Origin of the sequence: Verrucosispora sp. WMMD1129 (assembly GCF_029581255.1) — a bacterium.
GTDB classification, from domain to species: domain Bacteria; phylum Actinomycetota; class Actinomycetes; order Mycobacteriales; family Micromonosporaceae; genus Micromonospora; species Micromonospora sediminimaris.
The window spans coordinates 5,690,961-5,711,106 of record NZ_CP120741.1 but is presented as its reverse complement, the minus strand read 5'-3'; the positions used below and the strand labels follow the sequence as shown (position 1 = coordinate 5,711,106).

General features: G+C 70.1%; 19 protein-coding genes. 3 read left to right on the top strand and 16 right to left on the bottom strand.

The annotated features are described in order from the left end of the window. Positions 1–154 precede the first annotated feature (154 nt). The 9 genes from O7624_RS26610 to O7624_RS26570 all read right to left on the bottom strand — a co-directional run bounded on the left by O7624_RS26610 (position 155) and on the right by O7624_RS26570 (position 13,539). Positions 155–463, bottom strand: coding sequence for a hypothetical protein (locus O7624_RS26610; RefSeq protein ID WP_282237711.1), 309 nt, complete (start codon positions 461–463; stop codon positions 155–157). 66 nt (positions 464–529) lie between these two features. Further along, positions 530–1,063, bottom strand: coding sequence for a hypothetical protein (locus O7624_RS26605; protein WP_282237710.1), 534 nt, complete (start codon positions 1,061–1,063; stop codon positions 530–532). Then, positions 1,060–2,136, bottom strand: coding sequence for an AAA family ATPase (locus O7624_RS26600; RefSeq protein ID WP_282237709.1), 1,077 nt, complete (start codon positions 2,134–2,136; stop codon positions 1,060–1,062). The genes O7624_RS26605 and O7624_RS26600 overlap by 4 nt, the downstream gene beginning before the upstream one ends. A 1,147-nt stretch (positions 2,137–3,283) precedes the next feature. Next, positions 3,284–3,586, bottom strand: coding sequence for a hypothetical protein (locus O7624_RS26595; protein WP_282237708.1), 303 nt, complete (start codon positions 3,584–3,586; stop codon positions 3,284–3,286). A 63-nt stretch (positions 3,587–3,649) separates the two neighbouring features. Continuing rightward, positions 3,650–4,582, bottom strand: a complete 933-nt coding sequence (locus tag O7624_RS26590) for a hypothetical protein (protein WP_282237707.1) — start codon at positions 4,580–4,582, stop codon at positions 3,650–3,652. A 195-nt stretch (positions 4,583–4,777) separates the two neighbouring features. Continuing rightward, on the bottom strand, positions 4,778–5,431 hold the full coding sequence (locus O7624_RS26585; protein WP_282237706.1) for a hypothetical protein: 654 nt from the start codon (positions 5,429–5,431) through the stop codon (positions 4,778–4,780). Then, positions 5,428–6,492, bottom strand: a complete 1,065-nt coding sequence (locus O7624_RS26580; RefSeq protein WP_282237705.1) for a hypothetical protein — start codon at positions 6,490–6,492, stop codon at positions 5,428–5,430. Before O7624_RS26580 ends, O7624_RS26585 begins: the two co-directional genes overlap by 4 nt. Further along, a complete protein-coding gene (locus O7624_RS26575; RefSeq protein ID WP_282237704.1) occupies positions 6,485–10,708 on the bottom strand; it encodes a carbohydrate binding domain-containing protein in 4,224 nt (1,407 codons plus the stop codon). Before O7624_RS26575 ends, O7624_RS26580 begins: the two co-directional genes overlap by 8 nt. Next, entirely contained in the window at positions 10,708–13,539 is a 2,832-nt protein-coding gene (locus O7624_RS26570) for a hypothetical protein (RefSeq protein WP_282237703.1), read from the bottom strand. The genes O7624_RS26575 and O7624_RS26570 overlap by 1 nt, the downstream gene beginning before the upstream one ends. Before the next feature lie 105 nt (positions 13,540–13,644). On the opposite strand from O7624_RS26570, the gene O7624_RS26565 reads away from it, so the two are divergent. From O7624_RS26565 to O7624_RS26555, 3 genes are read left to right on the top strand one after another with little or no spacing between them, the layout of a single operon-like run. Then, entirely contained in the window at positions 13,645–14,496 is an 852-nt protein-coding gene (locus tag O7624_RS26565) for an N-acetylmuramoyl-L-alanine amidase (protein WP_282237702.1), read from the top strand. A gap of 10 nt (positions 14,497–14,506) precedes the next feature. Beyond that, positions 14,507–14,896, top strand: a complete 390-nt coding sequence (locus O7624_RS26560) for a hypothetical protein (RefSeq protein WP_282237701.1) — start codon at positions 14,507–14,509, stop codon at positions 14,894–14,896. Continuing rightward, positions 14,893–15,210, top strand: coding sequence for a hypothetical protein (locus O7624_RS26555; RefSeq protein WP_282237700.1), 318 nt, complete (start codon positions 14,893–14,895; stop codon positions 15,208–15,210). Before O7624_RS26560 ends, O7624_RS26555 begins: the two co-directional genes overlap by 4 nt. A gap of 1,245 nt (positions 15,211–16,455) precedes the next feature. On the opposite strand, the gene O7624_RS26550 is transcribed toward O7624_RS26555, so the two are convergent. Genes O7624_RS26550 through O7624_RS26520 form a run of 7 tightly spaced genes read right to left on the bottom strand, consistent with a single transcriptional unit; the run spans position 16,456 to position 20,045 of the window. Next, positions 16,456–16,752 (bottom strand): hypothetical protein, encoded by a 297-nt coding sequence (locus O7624_RS26550; protein WP_282237699.1) that lies wholly within the window; start codon positions 16,750–16,752, stop codon positions 16,456–16,458. Beyond that, entirely contained in the window at positions 16,713–17,063 is a 351-nt protein-coding gene (locus O7624_RS26545) for a hypothetical protein (protein ID WP_282237698.1), read from the bottom strand. Before O7624_RS26545 ends, O7624_RS26550 begins: the two co-directional genes overlap by 40 nt. A gap of 10 nt (positions 17,064–17,073) precedes the next feature. Beyond that, a complete protein-coding gene (locus tag O7624_RS26540) occupies positions 17,074–17,499 on the bottom strand; it encodes a hypothetical protein (protein ID WP_282237697.1) in 426 nt (141 codons plus the stop codon). A 5-nt stretch (positions 17,500–17,504) separates the two neighbouring features. After that, complete coding sequence (locus tag O7624_RS26535; protein WP_282237696.1) at positions 17,505–17,774, bottom strand: hypothetical protein; 270 nt, start codon at positions 17,772–17,774, stop codon at positions 17,505–17,507. 3 nt (positions 17,775–17,777) lie between these two features. After that, positions 17,778–18,323 (bottom strand): hypothetical protein, encoded by a 546-nt coding sequence (locus tag O7624_RS26530; RefSeq protein ID WP_282237695.1) that lies wholly within the window; start codon positions 18,321–18,323, stop codon positions 17,778–17,780. Next, a complete protein-coding gene (locus tag O7624_RS26525; RefSeq protein WP_282237694.1) occupies positions 18,320–19,102 on the bottom strand; it encodes a hypothetical protein in 783 nt (260 codons plus the stop codon). Before O7624_RS26525 ends, O7624_RS26530 begins: the two co-directional genes overlap by 4 nt. Before the next feature lie 7 nt (positions 19,103–19,109). Continuing rightward, positions 19,110–20,045, bottom strand: a complete 936-nt coding sequence (locus O7624_RS26520) for a PKD domain-containing protein (RefSeq protein WP_282237693.1) — start codon at positions 20,043–20,045, stop codon at positions 19,110–19,112. Between the last annotated feature and the right edge of the window lie 101 nt (positions 20,046–20,146).

Here is a 20,146-nt window from a genome sequence, read left to right as displayed (position 1 = left end):
ACGGGACCCCAGGTGAGGGCCTGGATCAACTGCTTGCCGTTGTATTTGGTCTGGAAACTACGGGTGGGCCCGTAGCAGACGCCGCTCGTCGGGTAAGTGGGAGTGAGGAGCTGGCCGACGGGCGCTGAGACGAGCTGTGAACGGGCGGAGCCCGCTATTCCTGCGCGGGCTGTTCGCCCAGCCGCCGCGCCTCCAGCTCGGCCGCCGCCTCCACCACCCACGCACGCGGCGCCGGCCGCCAACCCGCCGGCCGGGGCCGGCACCGGCCACCCGGCGACGTCCGCTCCGCCCCGCACACCCGGCATCTGATCGTTAGCCACACCAGCCCGCCGCCGTCCTGCGCCGAGCCGTCGAGCGGCCCGCCGCAGCCGTCGCACTCCCCCACCGGTCCGCTCTCGGCGGCCGCGGTGAACGCGTCGACGTCGACCAGGCCGTCACGCACCAGCTGGGCATCGATCGTCACCGCTCACCTCCCTCGGGTGTGGAGCGGGGCCGGGTGTTGGTCGCCCACCGCCCGGCCCCGCACCGCTCACTCCTGCGGTGCCGCCGGCAGCGCCAGCAGCTCGGGCAGCGCCAGCCGACCGTCCCGGTAGGCCGCCGCCACCTCCTCACGGCCGCCCTTCTTGAAGGTCAGCGTCGTTGACGGCCGGCCCGGCTGTGCGACCTCCACGAAGTCGAGGATTCGGCCCGTCGCGCCGTCGACGACTGTGCCGTCCTCTTCGATCCGCAACCGGCCGAGCAGGGCCTTGCGGAACGCCGGCCGCACCGACTCCACCGGTTCTGGGACGGTCGCCTGCACCTCGGTGGGGTGCTCCGCCTTGCAGTAGGCCAGGAACCCGGATTCCTCGACGACGAAGCCCGCCTTCGGCTCGGAGAGCGTCACCTGCGCCACCGGACCGTCGTAGCCGGGCAACCGAACCTCGATCGTCTTGACGCCCAGCGCGGCGTTCAGCTCGACCAGCCGCCCGTCGGCTTCGGCGCGAGCCACGTCGTAGACCTTTTTCACCTCGTCCATGAGTGCCTTGAGCACCGCCGCCCTCATGGACGCCTGCTGCACGGTCATCGGCCTGCGCCCGCCGTCTCAGGCTGCCGGCGGGCGGCTTTTCGCCCCGCGTCGTGGGCCGGCCGCGCGGCGGTCTCCTCGGCGGCGTCCGGAGTGGGCGCTCCGGCCGCGTCGGTCACCGCGCTGGCGAGCTGCGTTCCCGGAGCCTCGGCGGCACGCCGCGCGGCGGCGATCTCCGCGCCCCGCGCGTTGAAGGCGTCCCGCAGCTTCTGCGTCTTTCCGAGCCGCTGCGCCCGCTGCCACAACACCGCCAGGTCCTCCCGCGAGGCGCATGCGGCGAGGGCCTTGGGCCAGTCGGGGTCCCTCGGCGGCTCGCCGTTGTCGAGCCAGTCGAGCAACTGGTGGCCCAGTTCCTCACCCGGCTTGTGGATAACCTGGTCGGCCAGAGCATCGCAGCGGCTTTTCGTCACCCGCAGGTAGTGCGCCTGGTCGATGTCGCCCACGAGGTCGAATTCGTACTCCAGGCCGTCGCGTTGGTCGGGTTGCATGCCCAGCTTGGACACCTGCTTCCGACCGTCGGCGCCCTCGGTGATCTCGTAGCGCTGCTTTGACCGCAGGCACACCATGACGTGTCCGGGGAAGCTCATCAGCGCCTCGACGTACGTCCGCTCGATCGGGCGTACGTCTTTCCACCCGTCCATCGACCGGCCGCCGTGGTTGCGGGCGAACAGGTCGACCAGTTCCAGGATGCCGCCGGGTCCGAACCAGTAGTGCGACGCCGAGTCGAGCATGAAGCCGGTGAACCCCGCCAGGGCTGCCTCGTCGATCAGCTCGACGAGTTGCCGTGGGTCGTACCGCACCGGGGAGAACTTCTGGAAGCCGTACCCGCCGGCTTCCTCGGGCGTCATGTCGCCGACGCCGGGCAGCTGCGAGTTGACCGCGTACTTGTCGGCCGAGTCTCGCTCGGTGTCGACGAACGCGATCCGCTCCAGACCGTCCGCGATCGTCACCGAGCCGGTCAGCGTGTACAGCAGCTTGAGGCCGGTCAGGGTCTTGCCCGCCCCGCTCGGCCCGGCGAGCGCGATCCGCGCTTTCGCCTTCTTCCTGGTCGCCGGCATGAACCGTGAACTCATCTCGTCCCTTTCCACGTGAACGAACCTACATAAACTCTATACGGCCGCATTGTTGGACCGTAGCCGTACACCATCGGGCCACGAAAATGCGCCTGAGCAGCTGAGGCAGACCTCGCTGCCCACGGCGGCCGGCAGGCCGCAGTCGCCGTTCCGGCAGATCACCGGGGTGCCCAGCTCGGTACAGCCGCCCTGCACCGGGTGGCGCCAGTCGTCCCCGGCGGGGACCATCTCGCCGCTGCACGTCGCGCACTGCGCGACGTCGACCGACACGAGGTGCACCTTCACTCCCCCATCACTCTCCTGTCCTGTTCGGACACAGCCCGCAGGTTCGGGCCGTGCAGCGGGGCCGAGCGGTTGCACCCGGGGTGGGCGCATCTGCCGTTGGGTCCCTCGACGTACCGGTGGTCACCGTTCGCGCCGCGACCAACCGTTTCTTGTTCCCTGTATGTCTTGCGTCCGCGTGGCGGACCAACTCGGTCCGACTGGCGGACTAGCTCTAGTCCGCGTGCCGAACCAACCTGACCTCTCACTGGTCCGCCCACCGGACTACCTAACCCGGACGATCCGGACGCGGCTGGTCCGGCACGCGGACCAACTATCCCCAGCTCGGTCAGCCGCCGCATTAGGTCGGGCGGCACTCCCATTCGGTAGACCGTCCGGGCCTTCTTGCGCCGGGCGTCCGCGACCGTCGGCCGCTCGCGCCACACCCACTTGCTCTCCGGGCGCTCCTCCCCGCCCTCGCCGTCCTTGCCTTCCAGCAGGTTGAGCCACTTCGCGACCGACGACCGGGCGAGCCCGGTCGCCTTCTGCAAATCGGTCAGGCTCGGCGTGAACTGCTCGGGGATCACCGCCGTGGCCGCGTCGGACCACGTGAGCAGCGTCAGGACGAGCTGCCGGCCGGGAGGGTCGAGCGTGCATAACTCGTGCCTCACCGCTCGCTCGACCGTCCACCGGTCCACCATGCAGGCGGCCTCTCTGTGCAGCGCCGCCAGCGCACCGCCGCCCGAACTGGCGTACGATGCGCGTGCGACCCGTTCTCTGTTCCGGGTTTCTCCTCGACCCCGCCGGATGACCGCCTGGCGGGGTCGATGCGTTTCCGGCACCCTACACCCGGCCTGTACGGCCGCAATTCCTCCGGATGTGCTCATTACTGTGTGGCCTCGTCCTCGACCAGCACGTCCCACGGGTCCCACACGATCGTCCGCTTCGTGTCCTCGGCGAACTGGTAGATCGTGGTCACCTTCCACACCGGGTTGTTGCTGACCTCGCCGTCCTCCTTCGGCAGGACACCCTTGGACCGCCACTGGTACGGCGTGTTGTCCTTCACGTCGAACATCCGGACGATCTCCTTGAGTCCCACCACCGGCGGCAGGTCCAGCGGTCCCGGCTTCGTAAGGTTGTCGGACACCTTGCGCGCCGCTGCCTTGAGCCTGGCCTGGCTCACCTTCATCGTTCCTCTCCTCCCACAGCCGAATGCCATACAGGGTCAATGTACGGCACTGGCCGGGGACGGTCAGGCTGCCATCCGGGCGGCGACGGACGGCGCGTGGTGCACCAACTCCCGCGCCAAGGCCAGCAGGTCACAGTGTCCGACCAGGTACACCCGGCCGTCGGAGAACACCGACGGCGGATCCAGCGGCACCTCGCGCAGGAGCCGCACCGCACACTCCTCGGCCAGCGCCTGCGCCACCCTGTCGTTCGTCCACGTTGGCACCATCGCGAACGGGACCCCGGCACCGGCCAGCCGCTGCGCGACCCGACGGCTGGCCATCGCGTTGCGCTGCACGTTCGCGACGAGCAGCACGACATCGCACAGCCGGGCCGCGTCGACCTGACTGCCGTCCAGCGCGCGGTCCAGGTCGACCACCTTCACCTCGGCCGAGGTTCGCTCGATCGCCTCCGCCGGCAGGTCCGGCGCGTCGACCACGCGCAGCGATGTCGACGCAGTGCCGAGCCGGTCGTTGACGCCGCCGCGACCGACCGCGTCGACGAGCAGGGCGCGCCGCCCCTCGTCGGCGGCCGCCAGCGCGATCGCCACCGCGAGGGTCGTCGCTCCGGCACCGCCGTGCCCGCCGACCACACCGACGCGCACCTCGACTGCCTGCCTGCTGACGGCGGCAGTAGCGACGCTCTCGCGCAGGCCCTGCGCCGCGCGCGGCAGCGCGTACGCAGCTGCGTCCGGGTAGTCGGCCCGCCAGGCGCGGATCACCTCGGCCAGCCGTTCGCCGTACAGCGCGACCGGCGCGACGACCTCCATGCGCGGGTGCGCCGGCAACCCGTTCGCCAGCGTCCGGCAACGCGCGTCGATCACGACCAGCGGCGCGGTGCGCCACTGGTCAACGGTCGGCTTACCGACCACAACCTCCATCTCCAGATCCGGGCCGAGGGCGTCCAGCACCTCGTCCACGAACTCGTGACCCCAGGCCACGAGCAGCGGCTTACTCATCCGTACCTCCTCCACAAGCAGGGCGATGCGTACAGAAACATTGTATAACAAGAGAGGGGTTACCGTCAATAATGTATGTACGGTCAGCGGGTGACTTTGCCCGATCTGCGGGCGGCCCGTTATGCTGGTCTCTCCACGTGAACGCAGCGCAGCCCCGGATTTCGCGATCCGGGGCTGCGCTGTTTCTGGCGACCGTCAGACCAGCGGCAACGGGTAGTCGATGGACACCCGCACGACGTCGTTCGTCGCGATCACCGACGTCGAGTGCATGTCCAGCAGCGTCAGCTGACCGTTCGTCTCCAGCACCGCCGACCCCGACGTCACCGACGACCGAAACAGGTGGTGCTTCGGCATCGTCGGCCGAAACATCGGATCGGTCAGCGTCGCCATCAGTGTGTCGCCGATGTTGCCCAGGGCGCTCGCCGTGATCGGTCCACCGGTGCGCCGCACGTTCACATTCAGCTCGATGCGCGATCCGACGATCCGGTACGCGTTGTCCTGCTGAGCCCAGCCCGCCGCGTACGCCACCGCCAGCTCGTTGGTCACTACCCCCGTGTCAGCCAGGTACGCCCCCTGGGGCGGCACCCCCAGGTAGCCGACCACATGGTGGCCGGCTGGCGGCGTCATCAGCACCATCACCCGCGCGTCCTTCGGCAGCACGCCCACCAGCGACACGACCCGCATCACCGCGGTGTCACCGTCCATCACCACCAGGAACCCGCCGCCGGGTGCCGGGCCCGCCACCGTCGCCGGCCGCAGCCGGCCCGTGATCCCCAACGCCAACACCCGGTCGAGGACCGCCTCGGCAATCGCCCGCACCGGGACCTGCACCATCCGCTGGTCGATCACAGTTCATCCCCGCCCGTGTCCGGGTACGCGCGACGCAACGTGTGCCGCATCTCCCCACCAGCGGCCAACTGCATCGTCCACCCCGTCTCCAACCACAGCAGCCCGTCCCACCGCACCACGTCGTACCCGTCGTGCCGCGGGTCCGGCGGCGTCGACAGCTCCACCGTCTCGTACGCCGTCTGCTGAATGCCCAGCGTCCGCGCGTACGCGTCGACCGCCACCTGCGACGGCAGCTGCGCCTCCACCACCCTCGGCAGCACGAACCCCCGCTGCGCGATCGAGTGCGGCGCCGACGACGGCACGTCGTACACACCCACGATCGGGGCGACGTCCGTCCCCGGATCGTTGCTGACCACGACGAACCGATTCGGGGCGGTCAGCAACTCCGAACCGCGTGCCACCGACCCGCGGATCACCCGCTGCGAGGCGTCCAGGTCGATCGTCGGCCGCCGGCTCGCCGGCTCGAACGCCCGCATCAGCCGCAGCCGGCCACCGTGGTTGAACCACGGCAGGAAGAAGCCGCCCTGCCTGGCCAGGTCCCGCAGCGCCATCCCTCGCGTGTTGCCCGGCGACCACGACGACACCGACGTCAGGTCCGTCCAGTCCACCTGCACTTCGCCGATCAGCAGCCCGGCCAGCAGCCTCAGCACCGCCTGGTCGACGCGCTGCCCGCTGCCCTCGAATCCTGTCTCCAGCTCCTGGTCGACGACGAACATCTCGTCGAACAGGACCAGCGGTGCCGTCGAGCCCGCCGAGGTCTGCAACTGGATGGCGTCGCCGATCATGTACCGGCCCAACGGGTACTCGCGCCCGCCGACGACCATGGAGATCGCCACCCGGTCGGTCAACGGCCGCAGCCGCCTCGCGTCGGCCACGTCCAGCGTCAGCGACTCCACCCGCCGCACGATGATGCCGGTCACGTCGTGGACCAGGCTCGGTGTGGTGTCCCGCAACGGCGTCACCGGCCCGCGCCGCACCCCGGTCCGCCCGTCCACCAGCTCGAACCGGTACGACGCCGACCGCTGCCCGACACCGGGCGGCAAGTCCAGCGGGTCACGCACCACAGATCCCGACACCGCCCACCTCCCACGTCGCGCCGGCCGCGTCAACGAACACCTTCGTCCCCTTCGGCTGCTCCTCGAAGTCCGGGACGACGATCAGCGGCCCGTCGACGCCGTTGCGCACTTCCGCCCGTGACACCGTGACGTCTCCGCGAACGCTGACCTCGAAGAACCCCGCGTCCAGGTCCAGCGGCTCCGGGAAGCCCTCCACGGCGAACCCCGACCCCCACGTCACCCCGTCCAGCGACGTGTAGAACGTCGCCCGCCCCTGGCCACCGCCGGCGTCCTGCTCGTACACCGCCCGCAGCCACCGCCGCTGGTTACGTACCACCCCCAGCTGCTCCGCCGGCACACACTCGTAGAAGACGTCGTAGTCGAACACCTCCACACAGGCTTCTACGTCCGACCACCGCACGTTCCAACCGGACCCGAGGAACTCCGGGTTCGTGTCGGCGAAGTGCTCGACTCGCACCTCCCACCGGTCGCCGGTCGGGCGAATCTCCACCCGCATGTCGATGTCGGGCATCGGCTCCCGCACCTGGAAGCTGTCGACCTCCACCCGCCCGTCGATGTTGCCGTTGCCCGGCGACAGCCCCGCCCCGACGCCGGCCAGGCCCGCCGCCGGCAGCGTCCCGTCGATCTCCTGCACCGTCCAGCCCGGCCAGTAGCTGCCGGGCTCGTCTTTCCACACCGCCGCCCGCACCACCTGGCCCCGGACCTGCATCCGGAACCAGTACCAGTCGCCGACGACAACCGGCACCTCCTCCCCCTGCCAGTCGCGTGCCGTCTCCAGCTCCGCCAGGACGAGCGGCTCGCCGTCGTGCAGCACCTCCAGGCCGACGCCGACCGTGCCGTTCGGAGCGAACGCCAGCCGAGCCGTGTACCCGTTCTGCTCGTCGACGTGCCGGCCGTGCAGGTACGCGTTGATCGGCTCCCCGCCCGGCGGGCGGGTGATCCGCATCCGCGCCAACACCTCGACGTCCCGCACGGCCGGGCCGGTCACGACCTTCCTATCCACCTGCTCCGGCGTAATCCCCGCCTCGTCGATGAACAGGCGATGCGACGGCGAAGCGTCGCCCGGCATATACACGTCCCCGGCCACCTGCGCCGTGTCCTCAGGGGCCGTCCAGGAGAACGACAGCTGTACCCACGTGTTCGCCGGCACGGTCACCGGGTCGCTCTCGTCCAGATCCAGCAGGTCGCCCTCGTCGTCGAACCAGTAGAGCGACAGCACCACGTCGCGGGACACGTCGCAGCGCACCCACGCCGCGAACCGCCACCTCGTCCCCGGCACCGTCTCGGGGCCCGGCTCGCACTCGACGAACACGAAGCCGTCGTCGCCGCTGGGCGTCAACAGACCTGACGCGACACCCTCATGCGCGTGCTCGGTCGACCGGACGAACGTGCCGCCGGTCGGTTCCCAACCGGCCACGTCCGTCTCGAAGTACGGATTCGCGTTCAGCGGCTCGGCCAGCTGGATCACCCCAAGGCCGCCAGTCACCGACAGGTCTTCCGGCGGCCCGGACACCACCACCCACGGGTCACCAGGCATGTCGGTCGACCCGAACCCGCCGGCCGGCACCTCCCGATCGAACTGGTCATCCGCGACCAACGGGCTCCAGCCGACGTCAACCGGAGTGTCCGCCCACGCGTACACCTGTGTGGTGTGGCCCTCCGGGCGTAGTCCCTCACACGGCGGCAGCCCGCCGTCGACCGGCGCCGGCGTGTCCGCCACCTCAACGACCGCCACCTGCGCCAGCTGCATCTGCCCGCGCTGCCGCTTGCGCCGCACCGACCCGGAAGGCACCAGCAGCGTCGCCAGCCACCGGTTGTCCAGCTCGTCCCGCACACACACGTACGGCACCTGGTCCCACGCCAGATCCCGCAGGCTGCGGAACCCCCGGTCCAGGGTCTGCGCCGGCACCGCGACCGCGTTGACCAGCACGGTTCGGGTGAACTCCACACCGCCGCGTTCCAGCGGCCGGAACGCCGCCCGGTAGTCGCGGCCGTACATCGCCCGCAGCTCAACCTCTCGGGCCTCCGGGAACGTAAAGTCCTCACCCGCACTGCGGTCCTGGTTCGTGACGTACGCCAGGTTGCCGGCCGGGTTGTGGTTGCTCGTCAGGATCAGCGCACCGACATCCACGCGGGTGCCGGTCACCCCCGGCACGGGGATCGTCGCCGCGACCGGCGCCGACCAGGGCCCGGGAACCCCGATGCGGTGCACCATCCGAACCCGGTACCGCGACTCGACACCGACCCGCGCCTCGTAGTCGTCGACGGCGGTGACGTTCGACGCGGCGACCAGCGCGATCGTCTCCCACGTCTCGTCGTCCATCGTGTCGTCCTGACGCTGCACCTCGTAAGCGCCCCACCCGGCCACAACCTCGCTGTTGACGGCATCCCACGCCAGCCGGTGGTAGCGGATTCCGGTCGGGATTCCGCCCGACGGGCGGTCGCACTGGTCGTCGACGACCGTCAGTGGCTGCACAGCCGGCTGCACGACCAGGCCGGTCACCTCGTCCATCTCCCGGACCAGCATCAGCGTGAGGTCCGCCGACCGGTCGTCGGCGTCGTCGATGGTGGCGAACGCCTCCGCCCCGCCGTACGTCGCGTCGCTGATCGTGCTCGGCCCCCCGCTGCCCGGCTCGGCGTCCGCGCCGAGGACCTGCCACGGCGCTTCATCCTCGGCGGAGCTGGCGAACGCCCACCACAGCACCCCACCGCCGCCGGCCGTCTCCAGCGGCGGATCCAACCGCAGGGTGACCTCCCGCCACCCGTCGGCGACCTCCGGCAACGTCTCGAACTCGTCGACGCTGATCGTCGCCCTGGGGCCGAGGCTCATCCACGGGTCCGCCGGGTCGGCCTGGTACAGGTTCAGCGGCTCCCGCGTGCCGGGCAGGTGCCGCGCGTAGAACCGCACCCACACGTACGTGCCGGCCTTGTCGTCAACGATCCGCTGCATCAGGTCGCCACCGAAGAACCGCTCGGACACCGTGCCGATGGCCTGCGCCAGGTAGACGTGAGAACGGCTGTCGGCGGCGCCGGGCGGCGACGACCCCTCGTACAAGACGATCGCCGGCAGGTCGTTGACCGTCTCCACGCTCGGCACAGCGCCCTCGCGGATCGTCTTGCGCAGCTGCACCCCGCGCAGGCTGGGCAACGCGTCAATCGTGCCCAACCGGTCGACCGGAACCGGCACCGTCGACGCCACGGACATCTGCCCAGAGTGAGCCCGACCAACGGTCACCGCGTACCGCTCGCCCGACCACATGGACACCGGAAACCCGTAGTTGTACATCCCGAACAGCGGGATCTCGTAGTACGCCCCGCCCTGCTGGCCGGCACCGTCGGAGATGTCAAGCCCGCCGCCGCCGAGCCGGTTCTCCTCCCCGTACGTCACCTCCAACGCGAGGTAATGCACGTGGAACACCGCGTCCTCGAGTGCCGACCCGGCGACCTGGAGGCGCACGTTGATGTTCGTGCCGCCAGATGCCGCCCACGCCGTCAGCCCCGACGTCGGCGACGTCTGACCCGCCCAGTTGTACGGCATCCGCCACTTCGTGGTCAGCGGCGTCGCCGCGGTGCTCCACCAGGGGTTGAGCTCGCCGAGCCGCGACCGCCGCACCTCCGTCGCCGCCTCGTGCAGCGCCGGCCCCGTCAGCGTCTCGTCCATCGGCCACACCACACCGGCCGACGGCCGTTCCAAGCCGAGAGTCACCGGCTCAGCCAAGTCGGCGAACGGGCCCGACATCACGTACAGCACCGACACGTCCAGGATCCGGCGCCGGAACAGGGCGGCCTGCGCAGCCGCGCCGGTCGTCGCGAACCAGAACCGGGCGGCGGCACCCGGACCCGTCAGGGCGATGCGCCGAGGGTCGGACGGGTTCGCCACCGCGTTCTCCACGGACGTGGCGGAGCCGGCCAGGGTCGCGCCAGCCAGCAGCGCCCCCGACGCACAGGGAATCACCAGCTTCCGCACCGGTCCGGTGCCGGCGATCACGTCCGCCTGGTACAGGTTCACCAGCAGCTCGGTGCGAGTCGGTCGGCCCGGCGGCGTCGACGTCGACCGCAGCCACACCCGATCCACCTGCTCGGTGGCGGCCCTGAACGTGTACCCGACCTCGCTGGCGGTGTCCAACACGAGCGGAGCCTTCACCATCGGCGCCCACTGCATGCCCAGCACGTACGGCCGGTCCGGGTTGTACTCGCCCATCAGATCGTCCTCACCGTCGTGGCCACGGACCGCCGGGCCAACGTCTCCAACACGCCGTCGCCGACAGCCCGACCGGTGTCCAGGGCTTCCTGCCGGGTCGGCACGACACCCTCGAACACGACAGAGATCGCGCCCCTGTCGAACGTGATCGGCGTACCGCCTCCACCCATCTCTCCGGCGAGCAGAGACAGCAGCCCGGACTCCTCGGCGAGCTGCCGGGCCCGCCGGGGTCGGGTCAGCGGGATGACCACTTCGTCGCCGGCCTCACCGCCGACGAACAGCGTCGGTCGGCGCAGGATCGCCCCGTTCGCCAGCATCGGGATTCGCGGCAGCGAGCCGGGGAGCACGGCGTCGACCCGTGCGATGCCCGAGTTGATCGCCCCGATGATCTTGTTCAGTTGATGCCTGATCGTGTCCGCGATCGCCGACGCGATGCTGCCCAGCGACGGCACCTTCCGTAGCCCGTCGACGAGCTTCCGCACCAGCCCCGACCCGGCGGACAGGAACCGGCTGGCGTAGCCGGAGATCCGGCCCGGGGTGCCGGCGATGAACGTCACGATCGAGTTGAAGCCGTTCACCGCTGCGGTGCGGCCGGCCGAGACCGCGCTGCTGAACGTCGACTGGAGCCGCGTCCCCAGGCTCGACAACGCCGACAGCACCCGACCGGGCAGCGCCATCGCGTACGACACCAGCGAGTCCACACCCCTCAGGAACGCCGCCGCCGCCAGAATCGCCGTCTGCTGGATCAGGTCACGCAGCCGGCCCGGCAGCGACGACAGGAAGCCGATGATCTGCCCCGGCAGCACCGTCACCGCGTACAGGATCAGCCCGATTCCGATGCCCAGGGCCTCCAGCGCCCGCCCGGCCGCGTCCGTGAACAGATCCCACAGGATCTCCGGCAGCCTCGACAGGAACGAGCCGATCTTGCCGGGCAGCTCCGCGAACCACGTGCCGATCGACTCGAAGAAACCCTTCACGGCCTGCCACGCCGAGGAGAACGCGCCGCCGATCGCTGACCCGACACCCGCCCAATCGATCGCGCTCAACCATGCGGCCACCTTGCCCAGCCACTCGGCTACCCCGGACAGCGGGGACAGCAGCCACACCAGCGCCGACGCGAGCGCCGACACCAGCGGCGCGACGGCCTTCGCCGCGAGGAACCCCACCAGCACCGCCGCGACCCGGATCAGCGGGGCGACCAGGGCGACCGCGACGACCGCGAGCTGCGCCACCAGCTCGATCAGCGGCGTGATCGCCACCAGGATGTCGACCAGCGGCGGCAGCAGCCCCACGATCGTCGGGATCAGCGGCATCAGCGCCGACACCAGCTGCACGATCAGCGGACCCAGCGCGGTCAAGATCGGCGCGAGGGCGGACCCGAGGGCGGCGACCACCTTGCCGAGCGGCGGACCCAGCTGCGTGAACAGGTCGGCCAGCAGCCCGGCGACCGGCGCGAGGACCGCCGTGAGGGTCTGCCCGATCTGGAGAAGCACCGGAGCGAGCGCGCTGACGAGCGGGGCGAGCATCGGCCCGAGCGCGTTGAGGGCCGTCGCCAGCGGCCCGACCAGCATCGTGATCAGCTCGCCGATGACTGGCAGCAGCGGTGCCAGCGCGACAGCGATCGACGCGATGACCTCGCCGACCGGGCCGAGCGCCGGCGCGAGCGCCTGAATGCCGACGGACAGGCCCTCCATCACCGGGCCGACCGCACTGTTGATCGCCGCGAGCGCCGGCCCGAGGGCCGTCACGACGGCTTGCATCGCCGGCACGATGGCCTGCGCCATCGACCCGAGCGCCGGCACCACCGACTCACCGATGATCGACAGCAAGGTCGTGAACACCGGCGCCAGCCCGGCCGCCAGGGTGCCGAGCGTGTTGAACACGCCGAGCAGTGCGCTGCTGCCCTCCGCCGTGCTGAAGAACTCCCGCACCCGGCCCGTCACCTCGACCAGACCGGCGAGCAACCCTCCGGTGCTCGCCTCCGCGGCGGCTTTCAGGACGCTGGTCAGGATCGAGCCGACGTTCGCGGTCAGCTTGCCCAGCTGCCCCATCACCACACCGGCGCGGTCGATCGCCGTCACGGCGGCGCCGCTCTCCGCCATAGCCGACAGCCACGTACCGAACCGGACCGCCGCGTCACCGGCGAGTTCGGACACCCGGCCGATCGACGGCAACGCCACCGCGGTGATGTCCCGGAACCCGGCCAGCAGCGGCTTGATCGACGTGGCCAGGTTCCCCACCGACAGGCGGGCCGTGTCGAGAATCCCCGACAACGTCTGCACGGTGCTCGTCTCGCGGGAGAACTCCAGGACCGCCCGCGCTGCCCGCCCCCACTCGGCGGCCACGCCGGTCAGGCCGGCGCGCAGCGGTCCGGCGAGCACCGAAGCGGTCGCGGACAGCTGCCCCACCAGCTGCGAGGTGAACGCGTCCTGCGTGGCAACCCGCACGTCCGACAGCGCCGGGAGGATCGCCCGGAACTCCCGTACGAGTCGCTGTGCCTGCGGCGACAGGTCCTCAAGCGCCTTCTCGAACTTCGCGAGGTCGTCCTCACCTGCGGCGGCGAACGCCTCGCCGAGGCCGCGGGTAGCGACCATCAGCGCTCCGAGCGCGGCCCCACCGACACCGGCCGCTGCCGGCAGGGCGTACAAAGCGCCACCGACCGACGCCAGCGAACCCGCCAGGCCGATGATTTGACCGGACGCGGCAGCGGCGCTCGCGCCGATCGCCGCGATGCCGCTGACCTTCAGGGCCTTCGTCAGCCCCGCTCGTAGTTGCGGCGCGAACCGCGACACGTCGCCGATGATCTCGATGTACGCCCGTCCGAGAGCCACACCCTCAGCGTAGGCGAACCTGTACGGTCACTATTTATTATTGCGGCCGTATAGTTGTGACGGTCGTCCCCCGACAGCCGATCGACGCTGCCGGAAGGACAACCAGTGGACATCATCAGCCGCGCCGAATGGGGTGCCCGACCACCCGAAAGCCGCGACGTGACCACCTGGACTAAACGAACCGCCTTCATGGGCCACTACTCGGCCGCCAGCGCCACTCAAACCCCCCGCCAAATCCAGGACTTCCACATGCGGGAACGCGGCTGGGCGGACATCGGCTACAACTTCCTCATCTCGTCGACCAGCGGCGTGATCTTCGAGGGCCGAGGTTGGCTGACCATCGGCGCGCACTGCGCCGGCCACAACACCCCGGCGATCGGCGTCTGCGTCATCGGCGCCGACAAGCCGGACGTGCAGGACGTCTCCGACGCCGCCCGCCGCTCCTTCAAGTTCCTCTACGAGGAGGCCAACCGGCGCAAGGGCGGCAAGCTGACGCTCCTCGGCCATCGCGACCGCGGTGCGACCGCCTGCCCCGGCGACGAAATCTACTCGTGGCTCAAGGCCGGTCTGCCCATAGTCGGGCAGCCGACACCCGCTCCGAAGCCGCCCGCCGGCAGCAAGCCCGCGCTCGGCACCCCGCTCGCGTTCCCCTTGCCCGCCGGTTGGTACTTCGGTCCGGCCTCCGGCCCCGATTACTCGGTGTCCGGCCTGCACGAACGTTACTTCCGCGGCCGCACGGACCGGGCCTGGCTCAAGGAATGGGCTATCCAGCTCGGCCGGCGCGGCTGGAACGTCGGCAAGGGCCGCCGCTGGCTCCACGAGCACGGCAACGACGGCATCTACGGCCCCGAGTACCGCGCCTTGGCGCTAGCGTTCCAGCGCGACCAGCGTCTCCGCCAGGACGCGCTGATCGGCGTCAACACCTGGACCGCCGCCTTCAACAACCCGGTCACCTGACCCGCCGCCGATGACGCCCGAAGTGATCTTCCTGCTGCTCGGCGGCGGGTCGGTCGTGGGCGTCGTCGCCGACCGTCTCGTGACGTGGCTGGTCGGCCGGCGCAAGGAACGCATCTCGCTGGCCGACCAGTCGACCCAGATGGCGGAACGCCTGCTGGTCCGCATGGACGCCCAGCTGGCCGGGGCCGAAACGAAGCTCCAGCTCGCCGAGACGCAGATGGCCGCCGCGAACCTGACCATCGCACAGCTCCGCGAAGAGCTGACCCGCACAAAGGGCGAGGTCGCCCAACTGCGCGCCGAGCTACGCAGCCGCCAAGACGTCTCCGCTGAGCGTGACCGGCTCCTGGCCGAGAACGCCCACCTCAAAGCTCAGGTCATCTCACTCGGAGGACAACCGTGACCCACACGACCCAGACCCGCCACCCGTGGCGGGCGACCCTTCGCACGATCTTCGCCGTCGCCATCGGCCTGCTATCTCTGCTGCCGACCATCGCACTCGCGGCCGGCGTCGACGACGTGCCGCTCATCGCCCAGGCCCTCGGCGTCGCCGCCGCAGTGACGAGAGTCCTCGCGATCCCCGGCGTCGACGCCTGGCTCCGGGAGTACGTGCCGTGGCTGGCCAGCGCGCCGATCCGCAACGAGGTGCCCGAGGCGAAGGACCAACGGGCTTCGCTGCCGCCGCACACCACGTTCCGGGACGGCGATTTCCGCTGACTGACATCTCTGCAGGCTGGCGACGCCAATGTAACTGCAATCCACGCAAGACGGATAATCTGAGAGTAGGCGAGCAGCCAGCCGGCGGCGTACGTAGTCGAGCCGACGTGCCACACGCAGGGCCCACTCCAGAACCTAACGAGCAGCGTCCCGATTCTTGGGCACCTCCCCATCTGGGAAGGCCGAACCTGACCTAGCATGCTCCGATGGCCTTGTGGACCCATCGATGACGCCGGTCTTAACTGTCGTAGCCCTAGCCGTGTCGGCCATGTCGCTCGCAGTATCGCTCCTCTCCTACCGTGCCAGTGGACCGAAGATCACCGTGCGAAGCTATATCGCCAAGTATCCAAACGGGGACTACCACCTCCGCTTAGCACTGTCCAATAGGGGACGCGCCGCGACAACAGTCGACATCGGGCAGCTAGAAACATCGCTTCAGTGGGACGACAAACCTTGGCATGACTCCGAGCAGACACTGTCGCCCGAGTTTCCGGTTTCCCTCCCCTATCGACTTGATGGCCACACCACAGTTGAGTGGTCCTGCCCCGCGACACAGCTCATGTCGAGGGCCATAAACCGTAGTCCGAACCCGTGGTTCTTACATGTCACGATCGGACACAGGAGACGCAAGGTGCGTGTATCTAGGACTATTCAGATGATCACCTGGATGGTGACCGACCCACTGCAATAGGAGCACCCTTCCAGCAACAGACCCATGCCGCATCAACTTCACCTACTTCGACGCCGTGAACCAGCTCTGACGGACCCGGAGTACATGTACGTGCTTGCCCGGGCTGGCTACCTCCGCCCAGGAGCCGGCGACCTCGAAGGACACCCGTTCGTCGCTAGCGCAACCTGATGTTTCTCAGGCTCGTCGGACCATCGAACCCTGCTGTGCTAGCACCATGACAGCAGCCAAGCGCTCCTGGGACTACGAGCACCCCGAGCAGACCTCCATGACCGTCCGGGCTGGGTACGGAACAGCCAACCGGAGCGTTCTCGCCGTGGCAGCCCTCACAAACTCAGTGCCGTACCTAATTTGCGTGAAGCCGCCCTGCTTGCGATCGGCGTAGTCGGCACAATCACCACCCCCAGCGATCGGGGTTGCGCTTACGGCGTTAAAGCGCCAACCCTAGATTGCAGCTGCAGCTGCACCGACTCGTTTGCCTAACTGTCCACCGACAACGACCCGAATCCCGCCGCACGACCGCGACAACCGGGCCGAGCTCGCGCAGGTCGAGACCGTCATATCCCGCCGAACGCCCTGGCGAACGACTCCACCGTCTCCTCGTCCGACCATTCATCGCGGCCACCCAGGTCGGCACCGGCCGGCGGTGTCTCCAACGCCTGCCGGAACTTCGCGACATCCTTCTCTGTGCCGCCATCCACCCACCAGGCGTAGATGACGTCCAGCAGCGACGGCAGCGGCAGGTCCAGCGGTTCCCGGCCGGTGCGTAGCAGCATCGTGCCGTGGAACTCGGGCCAGCGTTTGACCGCCAGGGTCAGGAGTCGCTGCCCGACCCAGTAGGGCGGCCGGACCACTCCTCACACACGTACTCGAAGATCGCCATCGCGTCGGCGAAGTCGAAGCTGTCCGTCGTGTTCAGCAGCCGCCGCCGGAACACCACCAGGCTGGCCGGGTCGAGGGTCTGCTCGAAGAAGTCGAGCACCGCCGCCACCTGATCCGCCTCGGTGCGGCTCGACGACGCCGCCGCCATCAGGTAGGCCAGCTGAGCGTCCTTCGGCGCCCGGCAGACCATCTCCACCGTGTCCAGCTTGAACGGCACATCCGGCAGCTTTTTACCGCCGTCGTTCGCCTGCGCCGTCCTGGCGCTGGTCGTGAACTCCCTCATCTGTCCTCCCCTATCTGCGGACGAGCCGGAACCCCTCCTGGCGCGCCACGTCTTCCATTGCCTCCCGCAGCCACGGTTGCGCCCTGGTGCCCGGGTGGTTCACCAGGCTCGTGAACACCACCTGGCCGCCCGTCACAAACCGCAGCACCCCACCTGGCCGCCGGGGCCGGATCACGTGCGCCGCGGTGCCGTCGTGCACGGCCGCCGCGTACTCGACCGTGTTCTCGACGAACCCGTACACCCGGCCAGCCCGCACCCCGACCTCCTCGCGGTGCGCCGTCCGCAACCGGCCGGTGTCCACCGGGCAGGTCAGCACCGCCCTGGTCCGCACCCGCCTCGCCACGCTCCGGATGAACCGCACCACCGGGCCGACCGGCCCGTACAGCAGCCGCCGGATCTCCCCCGCGTTCAGGTCGATCCGCACATCAGTCCGCACCGCCATTAGCGCCGCCGCGACCGTCTCGCCGGCAGCGGCTCACCGTCACCGGCCGGTGTCTCGTCGACGTTGCAGGCCGTCAGGCCCGACGTCGCGTCCTCGATGGCTGCCACCGGGCCCGCCGCAGGACCGCCGCTGCTCAAGACCTCGTACCGGCCGGCGTCGACCAGCGTCGCCAGCTGCGGCGTCCATTCCACACCGTGACGCACCTGCCTGTCGGCGACGCCGGGCATCGCCGTCAACGCCCGCACCGTCACCGTCTGCCCGTCCCGCATCGGTTACGCCTCCTCACACACGCAGATGTTCGTCATCACCGCGACCAGCACCTCCTGGCCGACGCAGCCGCCGGACGGACCGACGCTGGACTGCTCGCCGATCCACACCGACTCGACCTGCTCGACGTTCTGCAGCTCGCACAGCACCGCCCGGCGGATCCGGCCGGCGTCGTCCGCGATCTCACCGGCCGACCTTTCCAGGTCCGCAGAGGTCGGCGGGTTCCCGCCGTCGTCGATGGTGGGCGCGCAGCGGGCGGTGCCCGCGCCCAGCTCTACCGCCCAGAACGCGCCCGGGTCCGCGCCGTCGTCGAGCGGCGTGCCCCGCCCGCCGGGGAACTCGCCAGGCAACACCGGGTAGGTGCGCACGATCCGCACCCACGCCTGCCCGTCGCAGCACGAGTCGATGGCCACGTCACGGCCTGGCACCACCGCGCACACCGCCGGGGCGCCGCCGAGCGCGCCGGTCAGCGCCTCGTCGACGAGGGCCCGCAGCCGCACCGCGACCGGCCACGCCACCTCGTCGGCGACGGTCAGCTCTGGATGCGTCACGACGTTCGTCTCCTGCCCCTGTCCAGGTCCGGCGACCACACCACCGAATCGCGAGGCAGCCGGTGCGGGTTCACGATCCGCAGCCACTGGTCGACCTCCGGCAGACCAGTCATGCCGTCCCTCAACAGCTGCGACGGATCCGCGAACGTGGCCTGCACGCCTTGCCGCACCACCGACTGCACCCGCCTCGGCAGCCGGCAGGTGCTGTCGTTCGTCAACGCTTTCGCCACCTCGCAGGCGTACTGGCCGGCGGCGATCCGCCCGCCCGGCGGCACCGCAACACCACGGCGGTAGGTGACTGCCCACGTGCCCGGCTCGTCGTCGCCGAGCGTCAGGTTCTGCGTCCACGGCCAGCCCTGACCGTCGACGCGCACCAGCCACCGCCGGTCCTGCACCACGTACGCCTCGGCCGACACCACCTCACCGTCCACGACCACCCGGGTGACGTCGTTGACCGGGCCGGGCAGCGACAGCTCAGCCGCCGACGGCACGCACTCGCAGCTGCCGGACCCGACGCAGCCGCACCAGGTCACCGCCAGGCTGCCGTACGGCAGCGTCAGCCACGGCTCTCGCCGCAGCCACGCGTCGTAGGTGCCTCGCCGGCACGGCCGCACCGTCGACGAGCACAGCCCGTACCGGCGGCCGGACAGCGACCACAGCACCTCCGTGGCGAGGTCCGTGGCCGCCGTCTGGGCCGCCTCGTCGATCGTGTCCCAGCCCTTGCAGTACGCCGTGTTCAGCGTCCACTCGCACGGGCCGGTCCGCGCCGGCTGCGTCACCGCGGCCTCAGGTGGCCGGAGCGACGAACGACAGGAACCGCTGCGCGGCCGACGCCGTGTGCGTCACCGTCACCAGGTACGTTCCCGGGCTCGCGTACTGGTGGCTCACCGACGCCGCCTCAGCCGGCCCAGCCGCCGAGGTGCCGTCACCCCAATCCACCGTGTACTCGGCACCGGGCGGGCCCGGCACCCACGTCGCGGTGAACTCGGCGGTCATGTTCGTCTCGTCGCTGTCGTCGGCGGCCAGGGTGCCGTCCGGCGGCCGCGGGGTCAGCCCGCACGTCGGTGCCGGCGGAGGCAGCAGCGTCCAGTCGAGGTGCAGCAGGTCGTCGTCGCCCATCGGGTCGGTCAGCGGCGCGACACCGGTCGTCCGCAGGTACACGTCGTACGGGCCGACGCCCCACTCTGGGTTCTCGATCGCCTTGCCGGTCAGCGTGAAGTTCGCCGCCCCGTTCTCGATCGTGAAGTCCCCGATCATCCCGTCGATGATCTGCGGCAGCAGGAAGTACCCGAACCGTGGCCGGGCCATCGTGCCGCACCGCTTGAGCTGGGTGCCCGACCACACTTCCAACGCCACCGCCGAGTCGAGGTTCAACCGGCTGGTGATCCGCAGGCCGGTGGCGTTGCCGTCCTCGTCGAGCAGCACCGGCTGCCCCGTGAACAGCGTGTACAGCTCCGGGTCGACCCGACCGCACGTGACGGTCACGTTGTACAGCTTGATCCGCCGCCGCGCCGGCTCGTACACCAGCCGGTCACCGTTGGCGTCTTTCTGGTCGATCTCCTCGCCGTCGTCGACCTCGGCGGCGTACTCGACCGAGATGAAGCCCTTCGACGTGACGTGGACCGGCCAGCCTCCGGCGCCCAGGGTCGGGTCGCCGCACACCCCGAGCTTGGTGGCCCGGAGCATCTTCCCCTTCACGGGGGTGTCGCACACCGCGGACATCGGCACATCCTTAGCAGGAGAGTCCCATGCCCGGCCCGCAGCCAGCGGCGTATACCCCGCCAGCGTAGCCGAGAGGGCGCTGGCCCCGGGTGGGACAAAGC